At 68.9% G+C, this 25,849-nt stretch carries 24 protein-coding genes and 1 pseudogene; 16 read left to right on the forward strand and 9 right to left on the reverse strand.

Annotated elements, in window-relative coordinates:
- Positions 1-24: 24 nt before the first annotated feature.
- The 9 genes and pseudogenes from IT779_RS37415 to IT779_RS03350 form a co-directional block, all read left to right on the forward strand.
- Positions 25-669 (forward strand): annotated as a pseudogene (locus IT779_RS37415) (energy-coupling factor ABC transporter permease); the annotation flags it as partial.
- 6 nt (positions 670-675) lie between these two features.
- Positions 676-1,053, forward strand: coding sequence for a PDGLE domain-containing protein (locus IT779_RS37420; protein WP_332838646.1), 378 nt, complete (start codon positions 676-678; stop codon positions 1,051-1,053).
- Complete coding sequence (gene cbiQ / locus IT779_RS03320) at positions 1,054-1,815, forward strand: cobalt ECF transporter T component CbiQ (RefSeq protein ID WP_332838626.1); 762 nt, start codon at positions 1,054-1,056, stop codon at positions 1,813-1,815.
- Positions 1,812-2,567, forward strand: a complete 756-nt coding sequence (locus IT779_RS03325) for an energy-coupling factor ABC transporter ATP-binding protein (RefSeq protein ID WP_196147591.1) — start codon at positions 1,812-1,814, stop codon at positions 2,565-2,567. The genes cbiQ and IT779_RS03325 overlap by 4 nt, the downstream gene beginning before the upstream one ends.
- Positions 2,568-2,761: 194 nt before the next feature.
- The gene (locus IT779_RS03330) at positions 2,762-4,366 is read left to right on the forward strand and encodes a sensor histidine kinase (RefSeq protein ID WP_196147804.1); all 1,605 of its coding nucleotides are present in this window, start codon (positions 2,762-2,764) and stop codon (positions 4,364-4,366) included.
- 147 nt (positions 4,367-4,513) lie between these two features.
- The gene (locus tag IT779_RS03335) at positions 4,514-5,266 is read left to right on the forward strand and encodes a sigma 54 modulation/S30EA ribosomal C-terminal domain-containing protein (protein ID WP_196147592.1); all 753 of its coding nucleotides are present in this window, start codon (positions 4,514-4,516) and stop codon (positions 5,264-5,266) included.
- Entirely contained in the window at positions 5,263-5,721 is a 459-nt protein-coding gene (locus IT779_RS03340) for a pyridoxamine 5'-phosphate oxidase family protein (protein ID WP_196147593.1), read from the forward strand. Before IT779_RS03335 ends, IT779_RS03340 begins: the two co-directional genes overlap by 4 nt.
- A gap of 268 nt (positions 5,722-5,989) precedes the next feature.
- Positions 5,990-6,352 carry a hypothetical protein gene (locus tag IT779_RS03345; RefSeq protein WP_408637710.1) on the forward strand — a complete coding sequence of 121 codons (363 nt, stop codon included), beginning with the start codon at positions 5,990-5,992 and terminating at the stop codon, positions 6,350-6,352.
- Between the two features lie 177 nt (positions 6,353-6,529).
- The gene (locus IT779_RS03350) at positions 6,530-6,841 is read left to right on the forward strand and encodes an ArsR/SmtB family transcription factor (protein ID WP_196147805.1); all 312 of its coding nucleotides are present in this window, start codon (positions 6,530-6,532) and stop codon (positions 6,839-6,841) included.
- Positions 6,842-6,860: 19 nt separating this feature from the next.
- Here the strand turns inward: IT779_RS03350 and IT779_RS03355 are convergent, their stop codons facing one another.
- Positions 6,861-7,268, reverse strand: coding sequence for a hypothetical protein (locus IT779_RS03355; RefSeq protein ID WP_196147595.1), 408 nt, complete (start codon positions 7,266-7,268; stop codon positions 6,861-6,863).
- 78 nt (positions 7,269-7,346) lie between these two features.
- The gene (locus IT779_RS03360; protein ID WP_232541436.1) at positions 7,347-8,282 is read right to left on the reverse strand and encodes an alpha/beta hydrolase; all 936 of its coding nucleotides are present in this window, start codon (positions 8,280-8,282) and stop codon (positions 7,347-7,349) included.
- A 252-nt stretch (positions 8,283-8,534) separates the two neighbouring features.
- Here IT779_RS03360 and IT779_RS03365 point away from each other — a divergent pair, with 252 nt between their 5' ends.
- Positions 8,535-9,887, forward strand: a complete 1,353-nt coding sequence (locus IT779_RS03365) for a cytochrome P450 (RefSeq protein WP_196147597.1) — start codon at positions 8,535-8,537, stop codon at positions 9,885-9,887.
- 229 nt (positions 9,888-10,116) lie between these two features.
- On the opposite strand, the gene IT779_RS03370 is transcribed toward IT779_RS03365, so the two are convergent.
- The gene (locus IT779_RS03370) at positions 10,117-10,740 is read right to left on the reverse strand and encodes an MBL fold metallo-hydrolase (RefSeq protein WP_196147598.1); all 624 of its coding nucleotides are present in this window, start codon (positions 10,738-10,740) and stop codon (positions 10,117-10,119) included.
- Positions 10,737-12,353 (reverse strand): acyl-CoA synthetase, encoded by a 1,617-nt coding sequence (locus IT779_RS03375; RefSeq protein ID WP_196147599.1) that lies wholly within the window; start codon positions 12,351-12,353, stop codon positions 10,737-10,739. The genes IT779_RS03370 and IT779_RS03375 overlap by 4 nt, the downstream gene beginning before the upstream one ends.
- 180 nt (positions 12,354-12,533) lie before the next feature.
- Between IT779_RS03375 and IT779_RS03380 the strand changes: the two genes are divergently transcribed.
- Together IT779_RS03380 and IT779_RS03385 are read left to right on the forward strand one after the other, a co-directional pair.
- On the forward strand, positions 12,534-13,130 hold the full coding sequence (locus IT779_RS03380) for a TetR/AcrR family transcriptional regulator (RefSeq protein ID WP_332838628.1): 597 nt from the start codon (positions 12,534-12,536) through the stop codon (positions 13,128-13,130).
- Between the two features lie 399 nt (positions 13,131-13,529).
- On the forward strand, positions 13,530-14,669 hold the full coding sequence (locus IT779_RS03385) for an MCE family protein (RefSeq protein ID WP_196147807.1): 1,140 nt from the start codon (positions 13,530-13,532) through the stop codon (positions 14,667-14,669).
- A 21-nt stretch (positions 14,670-14,690) separates the two neighbouring features.
- On the opposite strand, the gene IT779_RS03390 is transcribed toward IT779_RS03385, so the two are convergent.
- Positions 14,691-16,232 carry an AMP-binding protein gene (locus IT779_RS03390; RefSeq protein ID WP_196147600.1) on the reverse strand — a complete coding sequence of 514 codons (1,542 nt, stop codon included), beginning with the start codon at positions 16,230-16,232 and terminating at the stop codon, positions 14,691-14,693.
- Positions 16,233-16,536: 304 nt separating this feature from the next.
- Here IT779_RS03390 and IT779_RS03395 point away from each other — a divergent pair, with 304 nt between their 5' ends.
- Genes IT779_RS03395 through IT779_RS03405 form a run of 3 tightly spaced genes read left to right on the forward strand, consistent with a single transcriptional unit; the run spans position 16,537 to position 19,318 of the window.
- Positions 16,537-16,947, forward strand: coding sequence for a carboxymuconolactone decarboxylase family protein (locus IT779_RS03395; protein WP_196147601.1), 411 nt, complete (start codon positions 16,537-16,539; stop codon positions 16,945-16,947).
- Positions 16,944-18,431, forward strand: coding sequence for an FAD-dependent oxidoreductase (locus IT779_RS03400; RefSeq protein ID WP_196147602.1), 1,488 nt, complete (start codon positions 16,944-16,946; stop codon positions 18,429-18,431). The genes IT779_RS03395 and IT779_RS03400 overlap by 4 nt, the downstream gene beginning before the upstream one ends.
- Positions 18,432-18,457: 26 nt before the next feature.
- Positions 18,458-19,318 (forward strand): LLM class F420-dependent oxidoreductase, encoded by an 861-nt coding sequence (locus IT779_RS03405; protein WP_196147603.1) that lies wholly within the window; start codon positions 18,458-18,460, stop codon positions 19,316-19,318.
- 69 nt (positions 19,319-19,387) lie between these two features.
- On the opposite strand, the gene IT779_RS03410 is transcribed toward IT779_RS03405, so the two are convergent.
- The 3 genes from IT779_RS03410 to IT779_RS03420 all read right to left on the reverse strand — a co-directional run bounded on the left by IT779_RS03410 (position 19,388) and on the right by IT779_RS03420 (position 22,187).
- Positions 19,388-20,923 carry an aldehyde dehydrogenase family protein gene (locus IT779_RS03410; protein ID WP_196147604.1) on the reverse strand — a complete coding sequence of 512 codons (1,536 nt, stop codon included), beginning with the start codon at positions 20,921-20,923 and terminating at the stop codon, positions 19,388-19,390.
- A gap of 142 nt (positions 20,924-21,065) precedes the next feature.
- A complete protein-coding gene (locus tag IT779_RS03415; RefSeq protein WP_196147605.1) occupies positions 21,066-21,545 on the reverse strand; it encodes a Dps family protein in 480 nt (159 codons plus the stop codon).
- A gap of 177 nt (positions 21,546-21,722) precedes the next feature.
- Complete coding sequence (locus tag IT779_RS03420; RefSeq protein ID WP_232541358.1) at positions 21,723-22,187, reverse strand: hypothetical protein; 465 nt, start codon at positions 22,185-22,187, stop codon at positions 21,723-21,725.
- 282 nt (positions 22,188-22,469) lie between these two features.
- Here IT779_RS03420 and IT779_RS03425 point away from each other — a divergent pair, with 282 nt between their 5' ends.
- Positions 22,470-23,921, forward strand: a complete 1,452-nt coding sequence (locus IT779_RS03425) for a catalase (RefSeq protein ID WP_196147607.1) — start codon at positions 22,470-22,472, stop codon at positions 23,919-23,921.
- A gap of 66 nt (positions 23,922-23,987) precedes the next feature.
- Here the strand turns inward: IT779_RS03425 and IT779_RS03430 are convergent, their stop codons facing one another.
- Positions 23,988-25,514, reverse strand: a complete 1,527-nt coding sequence (locus tag IT779_RS03430) for a flavin-containing monooxygenase (RefSeq protein WP_196147608.1) — start codon at positions 25,512-25,514, stop codon at positions 23,988-23,990.
- Positions 25,515-25,849 lie beyond the last annotated feature (335 nt).

Genomic DNA, 25,849 nt, shown 5'->3' on the forward strand with positions numbered 1-25,849 from the left:
TAGGTGAGCGTCACCACCTCGGCCATGCATATGAGCGACGGCATCGTCGATGCGCCGACCTCGGCGGTTTTCGCGGTCGTCGCCGTGGCGGGCATCGGGGTCGCGGCTCGGCGAGCGCGCGCCGATCTGGACGAACGCGCAGCCCCCATGGCGGGTCTGGTTGCCGCGTTCGTCTTCGCGGCGCAGATGGTGAACTTCCCGATCCTGCCCGGCGTGAGCGGGCACCTGCTCGGCGGCACGCTCGCCGCCCTGCTGGTCGGGCCCTACGTCGGAGCACTGTGCGTGGCCGTCGTGCTGGTCGTGCAGGCGCTGCTGTTCGCCGACGGCGGGCTCACCGCGCTCGGCACGAACATCACGAATATGGCCCTGATCGGCGTCGCGGCGGGCTACCTGATCGCGCGCGTGCTGCTGCCGGTGGCGCGGCGCGGCGGAATCGGCGTCATCGTCTTCGCGGCCGCGCTGCTCGGGACCGTGTGCGCCGCCCTCGGGTTCGTCGCCGAGTACGCCATCGGCGGGGCGGCGGGTTCCACCGTCGGCGCGGTCACCTGGTACATGCTCGGCACGCACTCGCTGATCGGCATCGGCGAAGGTCTCGTCACCGCGATCACCGTGGTCGCCGTGGTCAACGCGCGTCCGGACCTGGTCTATCTGCTGCGCGAGGCGGATCGCGGCGCCGTGCGCCGACCCCTGCTCTCCGCGAATCGCTTCCTGCTCGGATTCGCCGCGATCGCGCTGCTCATCGCGGGTCTGCTGTCCTACGCGGCGAGTTCGCAGCCCGACGGCCTCGACGCGACCACCCAGCGCGGCTGCACGGTGGTCGAGGGCACCGGGGAACTCGAGGGCGAATGCATCGCCCGCAGCGCGCGGGAACACGCGCTGTCGAATTCGCCGCTGGCCGACTACACAGTCGACGGGGACGACCGGCTGACCGGAATCGCCGGGGTGCTCGGTGCGACCGCCGTCTTCGCGGTGCTGTTCGCGGTGGTGCGCACCATCCGAGCGGGATGGGCGAGCCGCGCGAGCGCCGCCGGGTCGAGCACGGAGAGCGCGTAGGTGTCGGCCCTCGGCGCGCGGCTGCATCTGCCGGGCACGTCGCCGGTGCACCGGACACCGGCGGAGGTGAAGATCGTGTGCGCCGTCGTCGCGGTCTTCGCGGTGGTCGCGACACCGCGGGAAATGTTGTGGCCCTTCGCCTGCTACGCCGCGGGCCTGCTCGCGCTCTGGCGGTTCGCGGCGATTCCGCCGCGCTGGATCGCGCCGCGACTGCTCATCGAAGCGCCATTCGTCGTGCTGGCGGTGCTGCTGCCGTTTTCGGCGGGCGCTCCGAGGACCACGCTGCTCGGGATCTCGCTGTCCACGGCGGGACTGTGGGCGGCCTGGGGAATCATCGTGAAAGGCACACTCGGACTCGGCGTCTCGCTGACGGTCGCCGCCACCACGGATGTGCGCGAACTGCCCGCCGCGCTCGGTCGGCTGCGGGTGCCCGGCCTGATCGTCACCATCGTGGTCCTGATGCTGCGGTATCTGGACGTGATCGCCGACGAAGCCGCGCGCATGCGGATCGCACGACTCTCCCGGGGCGACGACCCGCGCACGATCCGCCGGATCGCGGCCACCGCGCGCGGCATCGGCAGCCTGTTCCTGCGCTCCTACGAACGCGGCGAACGGGTGCACCTCGCCATGCTCTCGCGCGGATACACCGGCGCGTTCACCGACGCGACGGCGACGCCCGCCACCCGGCGGCAGTGGGCAAGCGGACTCACCGTCGCCACCGTCGCGGTCGCCATCTGCTTCACCGCCCGGGTCCTACCGTGAGCGGCGCGGATCCCGAGGCGAGTCTCGGCACAACCAGCGCGACGGGCGCGTGTGCTGTCACCGTCACCGGCCTCTGCTACTCGTACCCGGACGGCACCCGGGCGCTCGACGGGCTCGACCTCGAGATCGCCGCGGGCGAGCGGGTCGCGGTGCTCGGGCCCAACGGTGCGGGTAAATCGACGCTCGTGCTGCACCTCAACGGTGTGCTGACCGCGGGCGCGGGTGAGGTGCGCGTCGGCGCGACCACGCTGGGTCGGGGCACGGTGCGCGCGATCAGGCAACGCGTCGGCGTGGTCTTCCAGGACCCGGACGACCAACTGTTCATGCCGACCGTGCGCCAGGACGTGGCGTTCGGACCGACGAACTTCGGCATGCGCGGCGACGCGCTCGCCGAGAGCGTGGCCTTCGCGCTCGAGGCGGTCGGCATGTCCGATCGCGCCGACCGCTCCCCCACTCGCCTCTCGCTGGGCGAACGCCGCCGCGCCGCGCTGGCCACGGTGCTCGCCTGCCGACCCGAGGTGCTCGTCCTGGACGAACCCGCCGCCAATCTCGATCCGGTCGCGCGCCGCGAACTCGCCGACATCCTGCTCGCGCTGCCGACCACCCTGGTCATGGTGACCCACGATCTGCCCTACGCGCGCCGGATCTGCGAGCGCGCGGTCATCCTGGACGGCGGCCGGATCGTCGCCGACGGCGGTATCGACGAAATCCTCGATGACGACGAACTTCTCGCCGCGCACCGGCTCAGCTGAGCCTGCCGCTCCCGATCGGATCGCGAGGCGACGCGCCGAATCGTTCTGTGGGACAGTTCTGCGGATGTCCGGACGGTCCGGCGGTGCAGGAGGAGTTCGAGGTGGCAGTGGTGCAGGACCGCCGGACACGGCGAGCGGCCCGGATCACCGCGCGGTGGACGGTCGCGACCTGGTTCGAGATCGTTCTCGGGCTGATGGTGGTCCTCGTGCTCGCGGGCGCGGTGGCGGGCGCCCAGGTCATCGGGCAGACCATGCAGAACTCCAACCGACTCATGAACGAGCTGTATCCGGCGACGGCGCTGGTGTACCAGTTGCACGGCGCGCTGCTCAATCAGGAGACCGGGGTGCGCGGGTACGCGCTCGGCGCCGACCCGCAGTTCCTCGACCCGTACGAGATCGGCCGCCGCGACGAACAGCGCGCCGCGACCCGGCTGCGCGAACTGATCGGCGACCGTCCCGACCTGCTCGCCGATCTGGAGCAGGTGGAGCGCACGGCCGCCGAATGGCGCGACAAGTACGCCGGACCGGTGACCACGACCACGACACCCGCGGCCGCGCGTGCGGTGGCGGCGGGCTCGGCGGTGTCGGGCAAGGAGATCTTCGACCGGCTGCGCGGTGAATTCGACCACCAGAACGGCCGTATCGCCGAAACCGTGCAGACCAACCGGGCCTCGCTCGCGCACGCGCGCACCGTGCGCAACGCCGTGCTGATCGGCATGGTGGCGACCTTCCTCGCCGTCGCCGTGATCCTGACCGTGGTGGTGCGGCGTCTGGTGGCGCGTCCGCTCGCCACCCTCACCGCCGCGTCCCAGCGGGTCGCGGGCGGCGAATTCGACCACCGCATCCGGGTGCGCGGCCCCTCCGACATCACGGCCGTCGCCACCGCCGTCGAGGCCATGCGCCGCCGGATCGTCGCCGAGTTGCAGGCCAGCCGCACCCAGCAGACCTTTCTGGAACAGCAGAGCGTGGAGCTGCGCCAGCAGGCCGCCGAGTTGAGCCGCTCCAATGCCGAACTCGAACAGTTCGCCTATGTCGCGTCGCACGATCTTCAGGAACCGCTGCGCAAAGTGGCCTCGTTCTGCCAGTTGATCGCCAAGCGCTACGGCGACAAACTCGACGAACGCGGACTCCAGTACATCGACTTCGCGGTGGACGGCGCCAAGCGCATGCAGGTGCTCATCAACGACCTGTTGACCTTCTCGCGCGTCGGACGGGTCGACGACACCAAGGTGGAGGTCGATGTCGACGACACCCTCGATCAGGCGCTGACCAATCTGGCGAGGTCGATCGAGAAGTCCGGCGCCGACATCGAACGCCCGAGCGCACTGCCGCGCGTGATCGGCAACCCGACCCTGCTCACCATGCTGTGGCAGAACCTCGTCGGCAACGCCGTGAAATTCGCCAGGCCCGACCAGCCGGTCCGCATCGAGATCCGGCACACCGAACTGCCCGACGGCGGACACCGGATCTCGGTCGCCGACAACGGCATCGGCATCGCGCCGGAATTCGCCGAGAAGGTCTTCGTGATCTTCCAGCGACTGCACAGCCGCGACGAATATCCCGGCACCGGAATAGGTCTCGCGATCTGCCGCAAGATCGTCGAATTCCACGGCGGCGCCATCGCATTGGATCCCGAGTACACCGAAGGCGCCCGATTCACCTTCACCCTCCCGCCCGCGGGCCAGGAATCGGCGGAGGTACACGGTGTCACCGCCGCCGAGCGGTCGGGCGCCGAAGCGCCCGGCGGCCTGCCGCAGGCGGACGACGGGGTACCGCCGACCGACGGCCGAACACCGTGAGCACCGCACGGTAGGTCATCGACCGGAGGCCCCTGAAGGCAGAACGTACGGTCGGTTCAGGACTTTGGCCCCTGTCGGACACCCCGCCTCGGATGCTGCCATGGAGAGGTCCGATCCGAAGGTTACGAGGGAACGGGGTGGTCGCGGATGGGCGTGTCCGACGACAGCTCGGCGGTGCAGGATCCGGTCGTGCGCGGCGCGATCGAGGAACAGGTGGTCGACCACACGGTTCGCTCGATCGCACGGGCGCTCGCGGACTGCCGGGCCGAGGCGAGCGCGCGGGTCCGGCTCACCTCGGGTGAGTGCGCGGGCGGGCCGGTATTGGCCGAGGTCAACGCCCGCGTCGGCGACGCGACGGTGCGGGTGCAGGTCGGCGGGCCATGCGGGCGCATCGCCGAACTGACCGCCGACCGGCTGGCCGGGCAGTTGCGCAGGGTCACGGGCGCCGACACCGACCGGATCTGGCCCGATCCTTACCGACCCGCGCTCGCCGTGGTCACCGACCCGCGCCCGATCGTGCGCCGCAAACACTGCGCCCTGCTTCGCGGCGGTCCTTCGGTCGCGGTGCGGACCATGGACGCGATGGATTACGACGCGCACCTCTACGTCGACGCCGAGACCGGCGAGGACGCGGCGGTGTACCGGGCGGGACCGCGCGGCGTGCGGATGGGCCGCCAGCACCGGGTCGATCCGCCGCCCGCGCTGCACGCGCTGCCGCTGACCATGAATCCGCGACCGGCGCCGCTGTTCACCGAGGATGAAGCCGCCGACCGGCTGTGCCGCTACGGACTGCCGTTCGTCTTCTTCACCGACCCGACCGACCGGCGCGGCAGGCTGCTCTACCGCCGCTACGACGGCGATCTCGGCTTGGTGGTTCCGCGCGAGGCGGGTGTGTCGTGATCGAGGATCTGGCGGTGTACCCCGACGATCGCACGGTGCGCGAACTTACTCAGGACGAGGCGCTCGACCTGCTCGCGGCCACCCCGCTGGGACGAGTGGTGTTCACCCGCAACGCTTTACCGGCGATCCGGCCGGTGAACCACCTGGTGGAGCCGGACGGTCGGATCATCGTGCGCACCCGGCTGGCCACCCGGTTCGGCGGGGCGGTGCGCGCGAACGCGGGGGTCGTGGTGGCCTACGAGGCCGACGAGATCGATCCGGTGCGGCGGCTCGGGTGGTCGGTGGTGGTCACCGGGGTCGCCCGGCAGGTCACCGATCCGGTCCTGGTCGCGCGGTTCGAGCAGTTGCTGCGTCCGTGGGTCGGTCAGGTCATGGACACGGTGATCGCCATCGAGCCGACCATCGTCACCGGAATCCGGTTGCTGCCGCGCGAGGACGAACCGACCCGGCCCTGATACGGAGCACACCGTCAGCGAACCGACAAGTTGGGTTGTGTTCAGGGGTATTGACACGCGGAAGCCACACGTTCGCCGGATCGCGGGTACGGCGATTCGGCGGCGACCTGTGGGTATCGAATCTGCTTGCGCAATTTGGCAATTGCATACCTGGCGGAATTCTTCATCGATCGCCGCGCGCACCGCGGCCGTGGGCCGGTAGCGTCTGCGCTCACCGACCGGCGACGGCGGGTCGGCCCGCAGCGAGAGAGGAAACACCTTGGCGGACATGGAAGTTGCCCTGAAGGACATGATGATGCTCGATGGCGCGGTGGCCGCCGCCGTCGTCGACTACGGCAGCGGGATGCCACTCGGAACCCTCGGCGGCTCCAAGAATTTCGACATCGAGGTGGCCTCGGCGGGCAATACCGAGGTGGTGCGCGCCAAGCTGCGCACCATCGAACAGCTCGGGCTCGACCAGGACATCGATGACGTGCTCATCACCCTCGGCAGCCAGTACCACCTCATCCGCCCCACCCGGGGACGCCGGGTCAAGGGCCTGTTCCTCTACGTCGCCCTCGACCGCGCACGCGGCAATCTCGCGCTCGCCCGGCGCAGACTCGAGGCGATCGAGGAAGAACTCGAGGTCTGAGTCCACCGACCGAGCCGCCGCGCCGGTAGGGCGGCGCGGCGGCTCGGTCATCGGCATCCGCGCCCTCGCCGGAGGCCGAATCGTTAGACTGGTCGATCACGAAGAGTCGCACATCATCTGGGTCGGAGTTCGGGGTTGGAGGTCGTCGTGGGCGGTGCGGGCCAACCGCTGTACCGGATGAAGGCCGATTTCTTCAAGACCCTCGGACACCCGGTGCGGATCCGGGTGCTGGAACTGCTCAGCGAACGCGATCACGCGGTGTCGGAGATGCTGCCCGAAGTGGGCATCGAACCGGCGAATCTGTCTCAGCAGCTGGCGATCCTGCGCCGCACCGGACTGGTCACCGCCCGGCGCGAGGGCCTGTCGGTCACCTACGCGCTCACCTCACCGCAGGTGGCCGAGTTGCTTCGGGTGGCGCGCGCGATCCTCACCACGGTGGTCGCCGGACAGGCCGAGCTGCTCGAGGATTCGACGCTCGTGCGCAAGTGATCCCGAATAATTCTCCGCGCTAGCGGATTTCGACGTACAAGGTGTAGGTGGCGTTGCCGCGGGTCGGCGCGACCGTCACGCGGTAGTAGCCGTCGCGGGGCAGCGTGATGTCGGTCGAGTGGTCCGCGACGACGAGGGTGGGGCCGTCCGGTCCCGACACGCTGAAGTTGACATTGCCCTCCAGCGCCCACGTGCTCACGGTCATGACCTGGCCGCGACGCGCTTCGAGGTAGTAGTGATCGGCGTCGCCGCGCACGATCGCGCCGTCCACGACCGCGCTCGACGCACCGGGCGCGAACCGGATCTCGCCCTGGTACCCGACGGCCTGCGCGGCGCCCGCACCTCCGATGGCGAGCGCGCACGCGGCGGCGACGGAGGTGAGTGCGAGCGCGGCGGCGCGGAAGGGGCGGGCGGTGGTGATGGCCATGGTCGGAGTCCTTGTCGTGGAAGTCGGTGTAGGACTCCGAGTCTGGGCCGACGCGCTTGCGGTCGACTGAAGACGCGGTTAACGCGGCGCCAGGGCCGCCCGCACCGCCTCGCACTGGTCGTCGAAGAAGGTGCGTGACACCCGCGCGGCGGGCAGCACCAGATCGAAGCCGTGGAACGCGCCAGGCACCTCGACCACCTCGCACGCCACCCCGGCCGCGCGCAGCCGCCGCGCGTATTCGAGATCCTCGTCGTGGAACAGGTCGAGCGATCCGACCCCGATCCACGCGGGCGGCAGTCCGCTCAGGTCGGGATTGCGCGCGGGCACCGCCGTGTCGGGATCCGCTGCGCCCAGGTAGGAGTTCCAGCCGTAGCGGTTGGCCGACCGGTTCCACAACCGGTGCAGCGGCGATTCGAGTTCGAAGCGGTCCGCGGTCCGGTCGTCGAGCATCGGATACACCAGCAGCTGCAGGATCGGGAGCACCGCGCCGCGATCGCGGGCCGCGAGGACCGTGGCCGCGGCGAGTCCGCCGCCCGCGCTCGCGCCGCCCACCACCAGCCGATCCGGATCGACCTCGGGCTGTCGCGCGAGCCACGACCACGCGGCGTAGCAGTCGTCGAGCGGCGCCGGATACGGGTGTTCGGGGGCCAATCGGTATTCGACCGAGGCAACCACGACGCCCAGCTTCTCGGCGAAGCGGCGGCACAGCTGGTCGTCCTGGGCGGCGCTGCCGATCAGGTAGCCGCCGCCGTGGATCCACAGCAGCGCGGGCGCGGGGGTGTCGAGTCCGGCCGGCCGATGCACCCGGACGGAGACGTTGGCGTCGATGTCGACCACTTCGACGCCGGGCAGGGTGGGCACGCGGGAGCCGAGCTTGCGGATCACCGGCAAGGTCAACGGGGTGATAGCCGCACCGGGCAGGAATGCCGCGGCGTAGCGGAGGTCGGAGTGGAAGGCGCTGGAACCGCGCCGGACCAGTGCCGCGATCGCGAGTCCTCCCGCCGCGAGGCCCAATAGCAACCCTCGGGAGGTCCTAGTACTCTTCCGTCCAGCCGTCACGCGCATGTCCACTCCGCATTAACCGGCCGATCCGTCACCTGACGACCGGCATTTCATGTACCACCGTGGTGCACATTACGCCGCCGCCCATCCGCGCGGGCCGAGTTGAGGACCCTTCGGGACTTGCCCGCCCCTCGCACACCGTAGTACTGTCCAGACAGTTGTCCAGATCTGGTTTCGGACATGCATGCCTGAAAGGTTGCAGAAATGACGTTGGTCAAACCGCGACAGGTTTCCGGGGGCGAGCACGAACACGGCCACCTCGAGGAGTTCCGTACCGACCCGATCGCGCTCATGAAACGCGTCCGCGAGGAATGCGGCGACGTCGGCTCGTTCCGCCTCGCCGACAAGGACGTGATCCTGCTGACGGGCGCCGAGGCCAACGAATTCTTCTTCAGATCCAGCGACGAGGATCTGGACCAGGCCGCCGCCTACCCGTTCATGAAGCCGATCTTCGGCGAGGGCGTGATCTTCGACGCCAGCCCGGAACGCCGCAAGGAAATGCTGCACAACCAGGCGTTGCGCGGCGAGCACATGCGCGGCCACGCCGAGACCATCGCCCGCGAAGTCGACGCGATGCTGGAGCGGTGGGACGACGAGGGCGAGATCGACCTGCTCGAGTTCTTCGCCGAACTCACCATCTACACCTCCTCCGCCTGCCTCATCGGCGTCAAGTTCCGCAACGAACTCGACGAACGCTTCGCCCACCTCTACCACGAGCTCGAGCGCGGCACCGACGCCTACTGCTACGTCGACCCCTACGCCGACATCGAGAGCTTCCGCATCCGCGACGAGTCGCGCGCCAAGCTGGTCGAGCTGGTCCAGGGGATCATGGACGGCCGCATCGCGAACCCGCCGAAGGGCAAGGAGGATCGCGACATGCTCGACGTGCTCGTCTCGATCCCCGGCGACGACGGGAAGCCGCGCTTCAGCGCCAGCGAGATCACCGGCATCTTCATCTCGATGATGTTCGCGGGCCACCACACCACCTCGGGCACCGCCGCGTGGACCGTCATCGAACTGCTGCGCCACCCCGACGTACTGGCACAGGTCGTCGGTGAACTCGACGAGCTCTTCGCCGACGGCGCCACCGTCAGCCACCACGCGCTGCGCCAGATCCCCCAGCTCGAGGCCACCCTCAAGGAGACCCTGCGCCTGCACCCGCCGCTGATCATCCTCATGCGGGTGGCCCAGGGCGAGTTCGAGGTGTGCGGGCACAGCATCGAGAACGGCGACCTGGTCGCGACCACCCCCGCGGTCTCCAACCGCCTGGCCGAGGACTTCCCGAACCCGGACCAGTTCGATCCGGGCCGCTACATCGACCCCAACCAGGAAGATCTGGTCAACCGCTGGACCTGGATCCCCTTCGGCGCGGGCCGCCACCGCTGCGTCGGCGCCGCGTTCGCACTCATGCAGCTCAAGGCGATCTTCTGCATCCTGCTGCGGGACTGGGAATTCGAACTGGTCCAGCCGTCGGAAACCTACCGCAACGACCACTCGAAGATGGTCGTGCAGTTGCAGCAGCCCTGCAAGATCCGTTACCGCCGGCGGAAGGTCTGATACCGCTGTCTCCGACACTTCAGGGGTACCGTCAGCTCGGTACCCCTGTTTTGTGTCTCTACCCGCGGTCGCAGACCGTCGCTGCGGGGCCGGGGCTGTGGTGAGCGGGTCGGTAGTGGTGGCTTCTGTTGGGGTGGGGTGCGAGGTGTGGGGGTTCTTTTTGATATGGGCATGAAAGTGGGCGCACCTCAGGGTGCGCCCGGTTTCGTGTTGTCAGGTGTTTGTGTTGTCAGTGGCCTCTGCGGATCCATTCGTCGAGGTGGGGGGCTTCTGCGCCGATTGTGGTGGATTCGCCGTGGCCGGTGTTGACTACGGTGTCCTCCGGGAGGGACAGGATGCGGTGGCGTAGGGAGTCGATGATGGTGTCGAAGCTGGAGAATGAGCGGCCGGTGGCGCCGGGGCCGCCTTGGAAGAGGGTGTCGCCGCTGAAGAGGGCCTTGGACTCCGGGGCGTGCAGGCAGACCGCGCCGGGGGCGTGGCCGGGGGTGTGGATCACGTGGAGTTCGCTGCCCGCCACGGTGATTCGCTGGCCGTCGGCCAGCGGCTTGTAGATCGCGTCGGGGCCGTAGACCATATCCCAGAGCGGCTGGTCGGCGGGGTGCAGGAGGATGGGGGCTCCGGTGCCGCGCGCCAGTTCGGCGGCGGCGTTGATGTGGTCGTTGTGGGCGTGGGTGCATACGATCGCCGACACCCTGCGGTCGCCGATGGCCTCGGCGATGGCGGCGGCGTCGTGGGCGGCGTCGATGACGATCACCTCGTCGCCGTCACCGATCAGCCAGACGTTGTTGTCCACCGCCCAGTCGCCGCCGTCGAGACTGAAAGTGCCCGAGGTGACCAGATTCTCGATGATCATCGCGCCACCGCCCCGACGACGTGGTCGGCTTCGCGGCTCTCGGCGTGCGCCTTTGCCCAGCGGTAGTCGGGCTTGCCCGACGGCGTGCGGGTGACGGTCTCGGTGACCCAGAACCGGCGCGGCAGTTTGTATCCGGCCAGATGCGCGCGGACGTGATCGACCAGCGCGTCGAAATCGACCGCGCCGGAACAGGAGACCACCGCGGCGACCTGATGGCCCCATCGATCGTCGGGTAGACCGATCACGACCACGTCGTAGATCGAGTCGTGCGCCTTCACCACGGCCTCGACCTCCTCGGCGAACACCTTCTCGCCGCCGGTGTTGATGACCATGTTGCCGCGGCCGATGAGGGTGATGGTGCCGTTGCCCTCGGCGCGTGCGCGGTCGTCGGTGACGACCATGCGGGCGCCATCGACGGTGCGGAACAGCTTCTCGGTCTTCGCCGGATCCTTGTAGTAGCCGATCGGCACGGAACCCGTTTTGGCGAGCCAACCTTCGGCGCCGTCCGCGACGGGACGACCCTCGTCGTCGACGACCACAGCGCCGCGCCCGGTCTGCACGCGGGGACCGCGCGCCGGGTCGTCGCTCTTCTCCGCGAAACCCATACCGCCGAAACCGGTTTCGGAGGACCCGATGGAGTCGGAGACGAGGGCGTTCGGGAACAGTTCAAGCAGTTGGTTCTTCACCGGCTGCGAGAGCAGCGCCGCGCCGGAGGCGATGACCGCCAGCGACGTCGCGTCCACCGGGCGCGCGCGGTAGGCGTCGAGCAGCGGCCTCGCCATGGCGTCGCCGGTGATGACCAGCACGCCGGGGCGCTCGGCGACCACGGTGTCCCAGATGGCATCGGCGTCGAACTTGGCCGTGTAGATCAGCGTGTTGCCGGTCCACAGGGCCATGAAGGACGACATCAGGGCCGAGGCGTGGATCAGCGGCGGCAGGATCAGCCACTTGGCGGGCTCGCTCTCGGCGCCGACGCGCGACTGCTGGTATTCGTCGGTCACCGGTTCACCGGTGTAGAAGTCGATGCCGCCGCCGAGCACCCGCCACATGTCCTCCTGACGCCACATCACGCCTTTGGGCATGCCGGTGGTGCCGCCGGTGTAGACGACGAACAGGTCGTCGGCGGTGCGTTCGACCTCGGGTCGGGTGCCGGGCTGCCCGGCCGTCGCCTCCTCGTAGGGCGTCGAGGCGCTCTCGATCTCGGGGCCGCCGAGTTCGTCGTCGACCACGAGCACGTGACGCAGGCGGGGCGCCCCGACGCGGGCCTTCTCCACCAGCGGCGCGTAGGCACGGTGGTGGACCAGGATCTCGAGGTCGGCGTTGTCGTAGAGGTAGCGCAGCTCTTCGGGTCCGTAGCGGTAGTTGACATTGATCGGGACGGCGCGCAGCTTGAAGGCGGCGATCAGCGTCTCCACCGTCTCGATGCCGTTGTGCATCTGGAATCCGATATGGGTGCCACTACCCGCGCCGTGCGCGGCGAGGTGGTGGGCGAGACGGTTGGCGCGCTCGTCGAGCTCGCGGTAGGTGATCCGGCGTTGGCCCTGGATCAGCGCCACCCGTTCCGGCATGGCGTCGACCGCGTGCTCGAACAGGTCGGCGAAGGAGTTCGACATGAGACTTCTTTTCTCCGGCGGGACTTCGACGTCCTGTCTATCACAAAAACTGGAACGTATTCCAGACATGATTCCAGACATATGACCGCCAAGTGTCGAAAACGCGAGCGGCCATGCCTGCCGGGAAGTTCCGACTCGCCCGATTTGCCCGGAGAACCCGCGAGGCCGTAGCTTGGACATGTGTCTGTTCACGATTCCGCGACCGTCGAGTCGACTCGACGACGCCTGAATCGCAAACAGGCCGAAACCGTCGACCGCCTCACCGCCGCCGCCATGGACCTCCTGCGCCGCGAAGGCTTCGATAATCTGACCATGCGCATGGTCGCGACCGCCGCCGGAGTCGGCACCGCGACCGCCTACACCTACTTCTCCTCCAAGGACCACCTGGTCGCCGAGGTCATGTGGCGCCACCTGCGCCAGACCGAGCCGCCGAGCTACACCGAGGACCAGAACACCGCGGCGCGCGCGATCACCGCGCTGCGCCGGATCACCTTCCTGCTCGGCGACCAGCCCGAAATGGCCAAGGCGGTCACCAGCGCGCTGCTCGGCACCGATCCCGATGTGGCGCACCTGCGTTTCCGCATCGGTCTGGAGATCCGCCGCTGGATCGACGACGCGCTCGGCGCCGATTCCGATCCCGACACCGTCGAGGCTCTGGAACTGCTGTACTCGGGCGCGTTGCTGCGCGCAGGCATGGGTTACGCCAGCTACACCGAAACCGCTGACCTGATCCAGAAGACCGCGATCCTGTTGCTGCGTTCGACCGACCGCCCGTAGCCGCTTCGCCACCCCCGCGATATCGCGCGGCGTCTGCTCCGGTCTCGATTCCGACACACCGCCGCACACCTCCCGACACCGCGGCTTCGCGCGTGGTCGACTTGGTGCGACCTCCGACCGCGCCACCCGCCGCACTCGAACACCGCCGAGCGGTACCGATGCGGCAAATCCGTCGAAACCATTTCTCGGAAAGTGTCCGGACATAGGATCGACCCCTGCCCCGGGCACGGCTCGTTCGGAGGACCCGCGTGGTCCGGCGTCCGCCCGGCGCCGACGAGCACGACGGGCTCGACACCGCCCGAGAGGTGAACACTGGTGGACGCGAAAACACCGACCCACCGCACGCGCCGCGCGACGCCCCTGCGCGACCGGTACGGGCTCAAACTGGCGGGCCTGGCCATGGTCCTGGTGATCGCCGCGGTGGTCGCCCTCGCGCTCGGCATGTTCGCGGGCAGCTTCCAGGAGACCGTCACGGTGCGGGTCGACGCACCGCGCAGCGGCCTTGTCCTCGACCCCGACGCCAAGGTGCGGATCCGCGGCGTGGAGATCGGACACGTCAGCGAGGTCTCCTACGCCGACGACCGGGCGCTGCTGAGATTGGCCATCGACCCCGAACAACTCGAACTCGTGCCGGAGAACGCCACCGTCGACATCCGCTCCACCACGATCTTCGGCGCGAAGTACGTCAACTTCGTGGCGCCGCCGGACGCCTCGCTCACGCCGATGCGCCCCGGCACGACCGTGCACGCGCAATCGGTGACCGTCGAGATCAACACCGTCTTCGAACAGCTGGCCGCGGTGCTCGCGCAGATCGATCCGGCGAAACTCAACGCCACCCTCGAGGCGTTGGGCACCGCGCTGGACGGGCGCGGCGCGAAACTCGGCGACCTGCTCACCCGCGCCGACGCCTACCTGCGGGAACTCAATCCGAGTCTGCCCGCCCTGCAACGCGACGTGACGGCCGCCGCGCAGGTCACCGCCCTGTACTCGGCCACCGCGGGCGACCTGCTGCGCACCCTGGACAACGCGGCGGCCACCAGCACCACGATCGCGACCTCGCAGGGCGATCTGGACGCGCTGCTGCTCAGCGTCACCGGCCTGGCGAACTCCGGCCGCGCGGTGCTCGGCGCGAGCGAACGCGACCTCGTCGACGCCCTCGCCCTGCTGCGCCCGACCTCGGAACTGCTGCTCGAATACGCGCCGACGCTGAACTGCGTCATCAACGGACTCGGCTCGCTGATGCCGTTGGCGGAACTGCTCTTCGGCGGCGGCCCCGACCCCTGGCTGGCGTTCAACACCAACTTCATGCTCGCGGGCGAATCGTACAAATACCCCGAGGACCTGCCCAAGGTGAACGCCACCGGCGGACCGCGCTGCGACGGCGTGATCGACCGGGTTCCCGGCAGTCACGCCGACTACCTCGTCACCGACACCAATGTGGGAGCGCCGTACGTACCGCCGACCAAGGTGGATCTGAACCAACCCAGGGTCTTCGAGATCCTGTTCGGCGGACTACCCGGCGTAACGTCCCAGTTCTGAACGCCCCGCGATGCCGGGAGTTCAGCGGTCGGCGATGCGCCGGGTGCGGTACTCGTTCGCGAACCGGTACGGCCCAGGTACCGACACTATGACCTCGGCGACCCAGATCTTCGCGGGCGGTTCGTACCCCGCCGACCTGCGCACATGCTCGCGCAACGCGGCCGATTCGAACGGGGCGAAGCGCGCGGGCACCGTCACCGCGACCTCGTGCGCGGGCCGCGCGTACCCGGCGTCGACCACGGACACACCCGCGCTCGGCTCACGCGGCGGCGGCATTCGATCCGGGCGACCCGCCTCGCCGGTCACGACGATCGCACCGCCGTCGGCGACCCGCGCGCGATGCCGGGTGATGACCACGTGCACACCGTCGACGGTGCGGAACAGGGTGTCGGACTGCACGACCCCCTTGTAGTAGCCCATCGGCACGGCGTCGGTCTGGGCCAGCCAACCCTCGACGCCGTCGGGCACCCGGCGCCCGTCCTCGTCGACCACGATCGCACCGCTGCCGGGCCTAACCTTGGCTTCGGGCGCGGAACCGGCCTCGGTCTGCGCGAATCCCACGTGCCCGAAGTCGGTGTCGGCCGAACCGATCGCCTCGGCGACCACCGCGTGCGGGAACAGCGCGAGCAGCGCCGCCTTGCCCGCCTCCGAATGCAAAGCCGTGCCCGCGGCGATGGCGACGAGCGAACTAGCGTCGACGGGGCAGGCGCGGTAGGAGTCGACCAGCGGCCCGACCATCGCGTCGCCGGTGAGCACGAGCACCTGCGGGCGGTCGCGGACGACCGTGCGCCAGATCGCGGCGGGATCGAAGCGCGGGGTGAACATGACCGCGTTGCCGGTCCACAGCGCCGCGAAGGTCGGCATCATGGCTGCGGCGTCGGTGAGCGGCGGCAGTACGAACCAGGTGCTCGGTTGGGTGCGGGCCGCGATCCTGGACTGCTGGTATTCGTCGGTGACCCGCTCGCCGGTGCAGAAGTCGATGCCGCCGCCGAAGGCGCGCCACAGATCTTCCTGACGCCACATGACGCCCTTGGGTTCGGCGCCCGCGGTGTAGATCAGCACCAGATCGTCGCCGCCGCGGTGGGTGAAGGGCCGCCGGGTCGGCGCCTCGGCCACGACCCGGTGGTAGCAGGCGGTGCCCGCCGGCGGCCACGCGGTGGCGAAGCCGTCGTCCACGCACAGGGTGTGGCGCACCGAACCGACCAGGTCGAGCGCCGCGCGCACCCGAGGACCGTAGCCCGCGTGGTAGATCAGCACCTCGAGGTCGGCGTCGGCGTAGAGGTCGGCGAGTTCGCCGACGCCGCGGCGGCAGTCCACGTTGATCGGGACCGCCGCGAGTTTGAAGCACGCGATCAAGGTCTCGACGGTTTCGATGCTGTTGTGCATCTGGTAGCCGACGTGGGTGCCGCTGCCGACCCCGAGGGTGGCCAGGTGGTGGGCGAGCTGGTTGGCCCGCCGGTCGAGTTCGGCGAAGGTGACCCGACGACCGTCCTCGACGAGTGCGATCCGGTCGGGCATGGCGTCGACCGAGTGTTCGAACAGGTCGGCGAAGTTGTAGGCCATGGCATTCCGTCTCCGAGCGGGCCTTCAGGGATTCTCGACGTCCCGGCGCGGCGTCGACCGTTTGCTGGAAGACATGCGCCCGGACATGTGTCCAGACACTATCATCGACACTGATACGAGACAATGCGGGACGGCTCGTGTCGGCCATGTCACGCCCGTGCCGACGCTTGCGCCGAACGGCGAAGTCACCGTATATTCCGAACACCTGTCCAGACAGCATTCCTTTGCTGCGTGTGCGCTGACCGCACCCCCGTCGAGGCGTACGGCTCACCGACCACGACGTGCCCTTGAAAGGGGACACCACATGACCGACACGCCCTCGGAAGCCGGCGGCGAGGTACGCCAACGGGGACTGCGGAAGATGTCCGAGGTCTACGGCTGGGAATTCCAGGACGGTCCGGGCGACCACTTCGCGATGACCGCCGACCACCTCTTCGCCGACGTCTGGTCACGCCCCGCGCTCACCGTGCGCGAACGACGCCTGCTGCTGCTCGGCGCGCTCACCGCGCAAGGGCTGTTCGACGTGGCGGAGATCCAGATCGGCGCCGCCCTCGGCAACGAGGAGTTCGACGAGGAGCAGCTGCGCGAGATCGCCCTGTTCCTGTGCCACTACGCGGGCTGGCCCGCGGGCACCCAACTCGACCGGGTCGTCGGCTCGGTGGTCGCGCAGCGCCGCAAGGCGGCGAAGAAGAAGGAAGAAGAGGCCACCCGATGAGCGCCGAGAGCAACCCCCGGAGCGGCTCGCCGCTGCGTCCGGTACCCGCGGACTCGATCCAGAACTGGGACGAACAGGCCGACGTCGTGGTCGCGGGCTACGGCATCGCGGGCGTCTGCGCGGCCATCGAGGCGGCGCGCGCGGGTGCTCGGGTGCTGATCCTGGAACGGACCAGCGGCTGGGGCGGCGCGGCCGCGCAGGCGGGCGGGTTCATCTACCTCGGCGGCGGCACCCCGCTGCAGCGGGCGCTCGGCTTCGAGGACACCCCGGAGAACATGGAGGCGTTCCTGCGCGCGGCGCTCGGCCCCGGCGTCGACGAGGCCAAGATCGGCGACTACTGCCGCGGCAGCGTCGAGCACTACGAATGGCTGGTCGCGAACGGGGTCCCGTTCCGCGAGGCGTTCTGGGGCGAACCCGGCTGGGAGCCGCCGCACGACGAGGGCCTCATGTATTCCGGCGGGGAGAACGCCGCGCCGTTCAACGAGATCGCGACGCCCGCGCCGCGCGGACACGTGCCGCAGATGGAGAACAAGCGCACCGGCCAGAAGGGCGGCGGCTACATGCTGATGCAGCCGCTGGCGAACACCGCGGAAGCGCTCGGCGTCACCGTCGCCTACGACACCAGGATCCAGCGCCTCGTGGTCGATGCCGATGGCCGCGTGGTCGGCGTCGTCGCCAAGCGCTACGGCGAGGAGATCACGGTGCGCGCCGAGCGCGGCGTCGTGCTCGCCACCGGCAGCTTCGCCTACAACGACCCGATGATCGAGAGCTACGCGCCGCGCCTGATCGGCCGCCCCGGCGCCGCGATCGAGGAACACGACGGCATCGGCATCCGGCTGGCGCAGGGTCTCGGCGCCGAACTCGCGCATATGGACGCCACCGAGGTCGCCTTCTTCGGCGACCCGCAGATGCTCGCACGCGGCATCCTGGTCAACGGCCAGGGACAGCGCTTCGTGCCCGAGGACACCTATCCGGGCCGCATCGGGCAGATGAGCCTGCTGCGCCAGGAGAACACGGTGTACCTGGTCATCGACGAAGCCTCCTACGAGGCGTCGCAGCAGACCGAGACCGCGACCCCCTTCTTCCGCGTCCCGCCGACCTGGGCCGCGGAGACGGTAGCCGAACTGGAATCCGATATGGGCCTGCCCGCCCGTTCGCTCCAGTCCACCGTCGAGGTGTACAACCACCACGCGGGCGACGGCGTCGACCCGCTGTTCGGCAAGAAATCCGAATGGGTCGCGCCGATCAGCGGACCCGTCGCCGGTTTCGACATGCGCGGCTTCACCGCGGGATTCACCCTCGGCGGACTGCGCACCGATCTCGACTCGCGCGTCCTGCACGTCTCGGGTGAACCGATTCCCGGACTGTTCGCCGCGGGCCGGTGCACCTCGGGCATCTGCGCGGGCGGCTACGTCAGCGGCGCCTCGCTCGGAGACGGAAGCTTCTACGGCCGCAGGGCCGGTATCGCCGCGGCGAAGAACTGAAAGGCCAAGCCATGACACTGGGCTCGATGAAATTCGGGATCGTCCTCTTCACCAGCGACCGCGGGATCTCTCCCGCCGCCGCGGCCCGCGCGGCCGAGGACGCCGGATTCCACTCCTTCTACGTCCCCGAACACACCCACATCCCGGTCAAGCGGGAGGCGGCGCACCCACAGACCGGTGACGCCAGCCTGCCCGACGACCGCTACACGCGCACCCTCGATCCGTGGGTGTCGCTGGCGATGGCCGCCGCGGTCACCGAGCGCATCGAATTGTCCACCGCGGTGGCGCTTCCGGTCGAAAGCGACCCGATCACGCTGGCCAAGACCATCGCGTCGCTGGACCACCTGTCCGGCGGCCGCGTCGTGCTCGGCGCCGGATTCGGCTGGAACACCGACGAACTCGCCGATCACGGCGTCCCGCCGAACAAGCGCCGCACGGTGCTGCGCGAGTACGTCGAGGCGATGCGCGCGCTGTGGTCGCAGGACGAGGCATCCTATGAAGGCCAGTTCGTGCAGTTCGGACCGAGCTGGGCGTGGCCGAAGCCGGTGCGCCGCGATGTGCCGGTGCTGATCGGCGCCGCGGGCACCGAGCGCACCTTTCAATGGATCGCCCGATCCGGCGACGGCTGGATCACCACGCCCGGCGAGACCGACATCTCCGAACGTCTCGCGCTGCTCAAGAAGATCTGGGCGGACGCGGGCCGCGAGGGCAACCCGCGCGTGGTCGTGCTCGATTTCAAGCCCGATGCCGAGCGCCTGACGACCTGGGCCGCCGAGGGCGTCACCGACGTGCTCTACGGCCTGCCCGACAAGAGCGAGGACGAGGTGCGCGCCTACCTGGAGCGGCTGTCGGGCAAGCTGGCGAAGATCGGCGCCGAAGCGAGCTGATCGCCGCACTGAAAAGCCGAGCGCCGGAATCCTTCTCGGGTTCCGGCGCTCGTCGGTTCCGCGGACCGCTCAGGACATCAGACGGCGCACGAAGCGGTTGCCGAACGCGTAACGCAGGATGCTCTCCAGCGTTTCGAGCGTCTTGTCGCTGTAGGGGTACCAGACGTGTTCGGACTTGGTGGCCCACCTCGCGATCAGAATCGGTTGCGCGTGCGTGTATTTGCGCAACGCGTCGACGCCGTTGACCTGGCCGACACCGCTGGACTTGCGGCCGCCGAAGGGCGCCTCGGCCACACCGTAGATCGTCGCGGCGTCGTTGTGCACCACCGAACCGGTGATCAACCGCTTGCCGATTCGCTCGACGGTGGCCGGGTCGCGGGTGAACACGCTCGCGCTGAGCCCGTATTCGCTGTCGTTGGCAAGGCGAACGGCCTCGTCCTCGTCGCGCACGCGCATGATCGCCGCGACCGGGCCGAAGGTCTCCTGCGTCATCAGGTCCATGCTGTGGTCGACGTCGACGAGCACCGTCGGCTGGAAGAACAGCCCGTCGCCCGCCCCCGGCGCGCCGCCGACCGCAGCGACCGCGCCCTTGTCCTTGGCCTGCTCGACGTGCCTGCGCACGATCTCGAGCTGCCGGTCGCTGAACAGCGGCCCCATATCCTTGTTCTCGGCGCCGTAGGTGATCGCGCGCGCCTTCTCGATCACCTTGCGGATGAACTCGTCGGCGACGGCCTCGACCACGTAGATGCGCTCCACGCTCAAGCACACCTGGCCGGTGTTGAACATCGACAGGTACACCGCGCCCGCCGCGGCGCGTTCCAGATCCGCGTCGGCGCACACGATCATCGCGTCCTTGCCGCCGAGTTCGAGTGTGCACGGAATCAGCCGCCGCCCACACACTTCGGCGATCTTGCGCCCGGTCGCGACACTGCCGGTGAAGGTGATCTTGTCGATGTCGCCCGCCACCATGGCCGCGCCGGTCTCGCCGTCGCCGTGCAGCACCTGCACCACGTCGTCGGGCACACCGGCCTCGCGCAGTACACGCACCACCCACTCGCCCGAGCGCGGCGTGACCTCGGAAGGCTTGAGCACCACGGTGTTTCCGGCGAGCAGCGCCTGCACGACCGGGTTCAGCGAGAGCACGAACGGCGCGTTCCACGGCGTGATCACCCCGACCACGCCCAGCGGCTGGTAGTTCACCGTCAGTTTCTTCACGGGCAGCAGGTAGCCGTGCAGGCGCTTGCGCTCGTCGCGCAATTGACGCTTCGCGCGCGCACCCCAGTGGTTGAGGAAGTCGCAGGAGGGCAGGATCTCGATGGTCAGCGCTTCGGCGCGGGGCTTGCCGGTCTCGGCGCGCAGCGCTTCGACGATCTCTTCCTTGCGCGCGAGCAGCACGTCGACCGCGCCGCGGATGATGGCCGCCCGCTCGGTGACCGGCCGCGCCGCCCACTCCGGTTGCGCGCGCCGCGCCCGCGCCAGCGCCTCGTCCACGTCGGTGGCGGTGGCCACCTCCCACTCGCCGAGCGCGGAACCGTCCACCGGACTCGTCAGCGCCCAGCGTCGACGCTCTCCGGCCGCGGCCGCCAACGGTTCAACGATCGCCATCGCGACCACCTTTCCGGCCGCCCGCTCCGTACCCCCGATGCGCGGCAGACACATTTTCGGACATGTGTCCGGACAGTACCATCGACACCCCTTCGGGACAACGCCCGATCGGGGTGCCGACGGTGCTGGTCAGCCGCGCGAATCAGGCACTGGCCAACTGCGCCTGCCACATCCAGTGCAACTGCTCGAGGCGCGCGGCGATCTCGATGAACAGGTCCTGGGTCACCGGATCGGCCTTCTCCGTCGCCTCGATCCGCGACCGCAGGCCCTGCACCACCGAAGCCAGGTTCCCGACGATCGCGTCGATCACATCGGTGTCCTGCTGCCAACCCGCCGCGAGACCCGACGCGCCGGACTCCTTGGACACCGTCTGCGCCCGCCCATCCGGCGCGACGCCGATCGCGGTCGCCCGCTCCGCCGCGTCATCGGTGAAGTCCCTTGCCGCCAAGACCAATTCGTCCAGGGCCAGATGCACCGAACGGAAATTGCGGCCGACCACGGTCCAGTGCGCCTGCTTGGCGATCAGGGTCAGATCGATCAGGTCGACGACCGTGGCCTGCAACGCCTCGCCCGCTATCCGCTGCTGTTCCGGGTCGAGAGTGCTCGTGATCGGAGTGCTCATCGTGCTCGCCTTTCTCGTGTCCAGCGATTGCTCACGCACCGAACTACCCGGGCCCCACACACCGAAACACCGCGGCGGTCGGCATCACACTTGGCGTGTCCCGTGTCGTGGTCGGCACGCGGGCACGCGGTGTGCGGTCGTCGGTCGACGTCCCGGTTGCGCGATCCAGCGACGAGGTCAACAGGCCACGCCGAGCAGCCGAGCCCGGCGCGCCGCCGCCCGCACCGCCGCACCGACCGCGACCAGCGGCGGCATCCAGCGCGCCTCGCCGGGCGCGATACCCCACGCCGGATCGCCGCCGCCCGGCGCATCCTGCGGTAGCGGGATACCCGCGCCGTCCATGTGCACGACCGCGCCCGCCGCGCGCAGCGCCGCCACCGCCATGCCCGCCCGGCCGATCCCGGTGACCAGGTGGATCTCGCGGCGCAGCGGGCCGGGGACCTCGATGACCGGACCCGACAGGTTGTTGGCCCGCAGGAAGCGGCGCACGCCCGCGGCGAGCGCACCGGTCAGTTCGATTCCGGCCACCTGGTCGTCGGTGATCAGGCGGAGTCCGTCGGCCGTCGCGGCTACCGTCCACCCGAAGCGGGCGTAGTCCACGGCGGCGACCTCGGTCGCGGCGGTGACGGAAGTCGAAAGCATCGTCGGCACTGTCTTCTCCATTCCCTGTCGATCCGACCTTCGGGCCGGTTGTGCACGCCCCACTGTCGTGTCGGCACCTGTGAATGGAATCCGAGGGCGCTAGGAGTTTTCCTACGGAATCCTTGCGATCCACTCGAGGCGGATCGCAAGGTCGCGGGCCCAACCCCGCCGACCTGGCTTTCCATGTTTGAACTCGGCGTGGCGGCGTACTCTCCGCACGGGGGCGCCGGTCGTCGCCGACCGCGCCCACCCTCCTGACGACCTCGAGTAGAAGGGAGCACGATGTCGAATTTCACGACCGATGACTCGGGCATACCGGTTCCGAGTGACGAACATTCACTCACGGTCGGCCCCGACGGACCGATCCTGCTGAACGACGCCTACCTCATCGAGAAGATGGCGGCGTTCAACCGCGAGCGCGTCCCGGAACGGCAGCCGCACGCCAAAGGCGGCGGCGCGTTCGGCACCTTCGAGGTGACCAACGATGTGAGCGCCTACACCAGGGCGGATCTGTTCCAGCCCGGCAAACGCACCGAGGCGCTCGCGCGCTTCTCCACCGTCGCAGGCGAACGCGGCAGTCCCGACACCTGGCGCGACCCGCGCGGATTCGCCCTCAAGTTCTATACCGAGCAGGGCAATTTCGACATGGTCGGCAACAACACGCCGGTGTTCTTCGTCCGCGATCCGATGAAGTTCCAGGATTTCATCCGCTCACAGAAACGCCGCGCCGACAACAACCTGCGCGACCACGACATGCAGTGGGATTTCTGGACGCTGTCACCGGAGTCCGCGCACCAGGTCACCTGGCTGATGGGCGATCGCGGCATACCGCGCACCTGGCGGCACATGAACGGCTACTCCAGCCACACCTACCTGTGGTACAACGCCGAGAACGAGCGGTTCTGGGTGAAATACCACTTCAAGACCGACCAGGGAATCGAATTCCTCACCCAGGACGAGGCCGACCGCCTGGCCGCCGCGGACGCCGACTACCACGTGCGTGACCTGTGGGAGTCCATCGAGCGCGGCGAACACCCGAGTTGGACCCTGCACATGCAGATCATGCCGTTCGACGACGCGAAGACCTACCGGTTCAATCCGTTCGACCTCACCAAAGTGTGGCCGCACGAAGACTATCCGCTCGTCGAGGTCGGGCGGCTGCGGCTGGACCGCAACCCGGCCGACTATCACACCGAGATCGAACAGGCCGCCTTCGAACCGAGCAACGCCGTGCCGGGCACCGGGCCGAGTCCGGACAAGATGCTGCTCGGACGCTGGTTCTCCTATCCCGACGCGCATCGCTACCGAATCGGGGTGAACTACAAGGAACTTCCGGTCAACTCGCCGCACGCGACCACCGTCCGCTCCTATTCCAAGGACGGGCAGATGCGCCACCGCAATCCGGGCGATCCGGTGTACGTGCCCAATTCCAAGGGCGGTCCGCACGCCGACGCCCAGGTGTCGGGTCCGCCGGTCGGCTGGCACACCGACGGCGAGATGGTGCGCCAGGCGTACACCGCGCGCCGTGACGACGACGATTGGGGTCAGGCGGGCACGCTGGTGCGCGACGTGCTCGACGACGCGGCCCGCGCGCGTCTGGTCGACAATATCGTCGGCCACCTGCTCGACGGAGTCAGCGAACCGGTGCTGGCGCGCGCCTTCGAATACTGGCGCGCCGTCGACAAGGATCTCGGCGACCGGATCGAATCCGGGGTGCGCGACAAGCGGAAATGAGTGCGCAGGCGACGACCGCCCGAACCGGGGTTCGGGCGGTCGATTTCGCCGTTCAGCGGTGGGCGATCAGAACAGCGACGCGGCCTCAGGCACCGGATTCCGGTCGCGGGCCACGGCCGTGAACGCCTCGACCGGATGGTGGGCGAGCATGCGGGCGAAATCCCGCGTCGTGCCTGGCCACGGATTCACCACCCGGCCGTTGACGTGCTTGTACCAGCTGTGCACCGGACCCGACCAGACCGTTTTCGCGATGGCCCGCCGCAGCCAGCGTTGATAATTCGCCATGGCGACCGGCCCGACCTCGACCGCGGGACCGCCGAGTTGTTCGTGCCAGCGCAGGCATTCGAGGATGTAGTCGATCTGGTATTCCTTCATCGTCGGATTGCTGCCCGCGGGCGTGAAGGAATTCGGCCCGGCGATGAGGAAGGCGTTCGGGAATCCCGGCACCGCCAGGCCCATGAATGCCTCGGCCCCGTCGCGCCACTGCTCGTGCAGCAGCCGTCCGTCGCGCCCGCGTACGGTGATCGGCGCCATGAATTCGGCGGCGCGGAATCCGGTGGCGTAGACGAGGATAGCGGCGGGCCGGTGCGCGCCGTCCACGGTTTCGACGCCGTCGGCGACGATGCGCTGGATGGGGTCGGTGACCAGCCGGACATTGTGCCGCGCCAGGGTCGGGTAATACGTGCTGTCGAAGATGATTCGTTTGCCGCCGATCGGATAATCCGGCGTCACCGCCGCGCGCAGCCGCGGATCGGCCACGCGACGATGCAGGTACGCGCGTGCGAACCACTGCGCGGGAAGTGCCGACCAGCCACGGTGCATGATCGGCGCGAGTACCGCGTCCGCGCCACGATGCAGCGCCGTGCGATACGCCTGATGGGCGCCAGGCACCTGCATGGCCAGCCGCGACAGCGGTCCGAATTCGCGGGATGGCTTGGGCAGCAACCAATGCGGCGTGCGCTGATAGAGGTGCACCCGGCGGGCGATCGAGGCGATCTTCGGCAGCAGCTGCGCCGCGCTGGATCCGGTGCCGATCACCGCGACCTCGCGACCGCGCGCGTCCACGTGGTGATCCCAGCGCGCGGTGTGGAATGCCGTGCCCGCGAAGTCGTTCCGTCCGGGAATATCGGGAATGTAGGGCCGGTGCAATTGCCCGAGGGCGAAAATCGCGATGTCGGCGCGAATGATCGCGCCGTCGGCGGTGGTGAGTTCCCAGCGCCCGAGATCATCGAGGTAGGTCGCGGTGGTCAGCGCCGAATTCAGGCGCAGGTGCGGAGTGAGCCCGTACTCGTCGGCGACCCCGATCAGGTAGTCCAGGATCCGCTCCTGTCCCGGATACCGTTGTCGCGCACTGCGGTACGGGGCGAAGGAGAAGGAGTACAGGTGCGAGGGCACATCGCAGTCGCAGCCGGGATAGGTGTTCTCGCGCCAGACGCCACCGACCCGATCGCCTTTCTCCAGGATGACGAAATCGTGGTAGCCCGCCTGTTTGAGCGCCACTCCCATGCCGATTCCGCCGAATCCCGCTCCGACTATCGCCACTTTCAGATCCAGCACCACCTCGGTGACCAAGCCTCTCTGTTCAGTCAACATTCAGCAATCACTATTCGAGTCGCGAACGCACCCGGATTGATTTCGATCCATCGCAATATGGACACGGCCGAACCACGGCTATTTCGCACCGACTAGGCGGTCTGATAGCACGTCTCACACAGATTTCGACGACGAGCCGCGCAGGCGCGCCGTTGCCGACAGCGTTGCCGCCCCGACTCCCGCACCTCCGACAGCAGATATTCAGTTACCCATTCGGAGGCCGACCACACCCCGTTACATCCGGGATCGAGGCGCTTGCCGACCTCGCGCCCGGATGTGACTACAGTGTTCGATTCGAAAAGTCTCGCCACATGGCCATCCAGTGCGCTATGTTA

This window comes from Nocardia bovistercoris (assembly GCF_015674855.1).
Lineage (GTDB): Bacteria > Actinomycetota > Actinomycetes > Mycobacteriales > Mycobacteriaceae > Nocardia > Nocardia bovistercoris.